This is a genomic window from Aeromonas sp. HMWF017 (genome assembly GCF_003061465.1).
Classification (GTDB): Bacteria; Pseudomonadota; Gammaproteobacteria; order Enterobacterales; family Aeromonadaceae; genus Aeromonas; species Aeromonas veronii.
This window is the reverse complement of sequence record NZ_QAJD01000020.1, coordinates 1-3,015: the sequence shown is the minus strand read 5'-3', so window position 1 is coordinate 3,015 and position 3,015 is coordinate 1. Positions and strand designations below refer to the sequence as shown.

Annotated in this window: 1 protein-coding gene and 1 pseudogene; both read right to left on the bottom strand. The window is 39.1% G+C overall.

The window, feature by feature from the left end; all coding sequences use genetic code 11:
- Positions 1-793: 793 nt before the first annotated feature.
- Positions 794-1,696, bottom strand: a pseudogene (locus tag DBR30_RS01690) (IS481 family transposase).
- A 214-nt stretch (positions 1,697-1,910) separates the two neighbouring features.
- Positions 1,911-2,894 carry a glycosyltransferase family 2 protein gene (locus DBR30_RS01685; RefSeq protein ID WP_108541158.1) on the bottom strand — a complete coding sequence of 328 codons (984 nt, stop codon included), beginning with the start codon at positions 2,892-2,894 and terminating at the stop codon, positions 1,911-1,913.
- Positions 2,895-3,015: the final 121 nt, after the last annotated feature.

Genomic DNA, 3,015 nt, shown 5'->3' with positions numbered 1-3,015 from the left:
ATATTGAGCAAATTAGAATCCCCGCTGTCGACAAAGTCATCATAGATGATATGAACCCTAGGAATACATAACCATCAACTTTTTTCAAAAGTATTAAGTAGCAAAATGTTACTATTGATATGACAGCGCTAGCATTGGATGGCTCAGTAAAAAATGAAGTAGGTCGAATGATTTCAAACTCTTGAAGCGTTTTACTTAGATATCTAGATTCTGAATAACCAAATGAAAATAGGCTATTAAAGTCAACATAATATCCTCCCACCCAATAAACCATTATTTGGACCAATAAAGAACAACATAAGATTACGATTAAAAACCTGAAGATCTTTACACCTAAACAAATATTATAACTAAGTAATAGTGAAACAGAAAAATAGGAGAAAAACATATAGAGAAGAGCAACAATATATATATTTACGCTTGAGTTATATTTATTTACAGCAATCGAAAAGATACAATAAAATACAAATATAAACACAAGCCAGTAATCTCCGTTTAACAATCGAATATTACCAATCTTATTGTAATTAATGAGCAGACAGAATATTAACCACACAATAGCCATGCCTAACATGTATAGGCCTGAACTCATTAACGAAAGAAAACAAAACAATATAGCCAGACTTATTTCACGCATATAAAATCTCATGATATTTATCTTTTCATCAAAAACAAAAGTGATTCACTAAGTGATATTTCTAGGAGTTAAATTCTCATCAACATGAAGTCAACAATGCTATGTACAGACCTAGTTATCACCTGACACCGGCCTCAAACCGGGGTCTTGTTTACGCTACTTTATACGCACTTCCTTCGTTATCAATTTCAGACCCGTCTTGAACATGTTGTAGGGGGTCTGCCCCTCTATTATCCAGCCCTGATGTGGCCGCTGGTTATTGTCGTGTTACAGGTAGCTTTCCAGATCTGTCTACATCTGCTCTACAGGCTCATACCAGGTTATCCACCCCTTGACACGGCAGTGTTCATCAACCGGGGGGCTTATAGTCACTCGATCAAGCCGCAGCTCTGTGGCCCACGCACCTTGGTTGTCAGCCGCCCACAGAACTCGCGCCCGTTGTACGGCAGCATGATAGACCAGCGCCTAATGGGCTTCGAAAAATGGCAGCACTGTTTCGTTGGAGTGAGATCACCGGAAGCTTGCTGGTGTAGAGCAGTCTCTAGGCGTGGAGACTGTAACAGTCAAGCACGGTTTGCAAATACACCTTGCCGACTCCCTTGAACACACCAACGAAGAAGGTGTCGACAGCCTAGTGAATCTCAATGGCGTTCGCGGCACTCGGGACTAAAGTCCTCTAACTGGCGAATTTGCTCGTCTTTGAGCTCAATGACCTGTTCCTGGTGGGTTTTCTCGAGGCGCAGCAAGCGGTCGTGTTTGAAAAGCAGGTCGTGACGTTGTACACGCCACGCACTCCGCAGCTCTGACGTTGATACCCTACAAAGCGAGTTCCTGCGCCCGCGCACTGGCCATGGGTAGGTTTCGAGGATGGCCTGCTCAATCTAGGGTTGGGGGCATTCGGTTGGGATTAGCCCCCTTAACAATTGTGCAATTTGTAGAGCAAGCCCTCAGCACTATCGACCTAGTAATTCCGGCGAATTTCGTAGAACTGCTGACGGCGGTAGGTGATGAGCTCGCAAACTTTCTGACGTTATTGAGCTCTTTGGCAAGCTCTAGCAGAGCTGAGTTTGCAACGAGCTTTTCTCGTTGGTGATCATACGGTGACTACACAGATAACGCGCTGGGGTACCATTTGGGTATACGATTTGAAGCCGTATGATCACTCCCTGATTATGGATAACAATCAGGTGAATACATATGAACACACCTCTAGACAAACTCACTTGCATAGCGTGATGCATAATCAAACACATGATAAAATTTCGTACCAATTTTATCGAATAATAGCTTTGACTGTTTTTAATGTCTCGCAAGCTAATTTAGGATTTACAGCAAACATAACTGCTTTCATTTTCACAGATGTCGCAAACTCACCGTTCAAGAATTCATATAGATACTTTCTCAAGTATCTTTTATAACATTCCACCTCATCACTATAATCATCAGCATTATCGGTAATGTATATTGTATGAAGCGCAATATACATCGTCATATACTTATGATACATAACAGCCAGATCAAGAATGTCAGACTTTAAGATAATCCCGTTACTTATATCATCAATAGCAGCCAATGCATTTATATATTTTGGAATATTTACAACTGTAGTGGCACTTTGTTGGTTATCCTTCCTATAATTATAAACAGACCGTTCTCCAACACATACAAATCGTGCTTTTTGTGCAGCACTTACGATAAAATGAAGCCCCTCCCCCATATAGTATTTATTTGGAAATATAATTTTGTTTTTTTCAATAAACTCTCTTGAAAAGAGCTTATTCCAACAACCAATTTCAATTTTCCCAGGATAAAGTAATTCTGCTGATGCTTTGGCTGGTGACCAGTATTCAACTGAGTCAAGCTTAACATTATTATTAATGTAACCAGGGAACAAGTTGCAATTCTTTGACATTACAAACTCAGCTCCACTTTGCATGGCCAACCCCATCATGTATTCAACAAAGTCCGGCTCTAGACAATCATCACCATCAACAAAAACCAAATAATCACCAGAAGATGTACTAATACCTAAATTTCGCGCCTGACTTACGCCTTTATTCTCTGTATGTATTACTTTAATTCTATGATCTACACAAGATAGTCTATCTGCTATACAACCAGAGCCATCAGGGGAACCATCATCAATAAGTAAAACTTCTAAGTTTTGATATGTCTGATTGATTATCGAGTTAACACAACTCTCTATATACTTCTCTACGTTATACATAGGAACTATAACTGATACTAATTTTGTCATATTAATTCTCACTACTAACCTTTGAATTTCATTATTAAATTACGCATGATTTTATTTAATACAATTTTTTCATTCATTTCGAGACTATATATATAAGAAAAAGATAAATACAGCATCACGC

Coding starts and splice junctions, on each gene's coding strand:
- DBR30_RS01685 (WP_108541158.1), bottom strand. CDS start 2,894: ATGACAAAATTAGTATCAGTTATAGTTCCTATGTATAACGTAGAGAAG.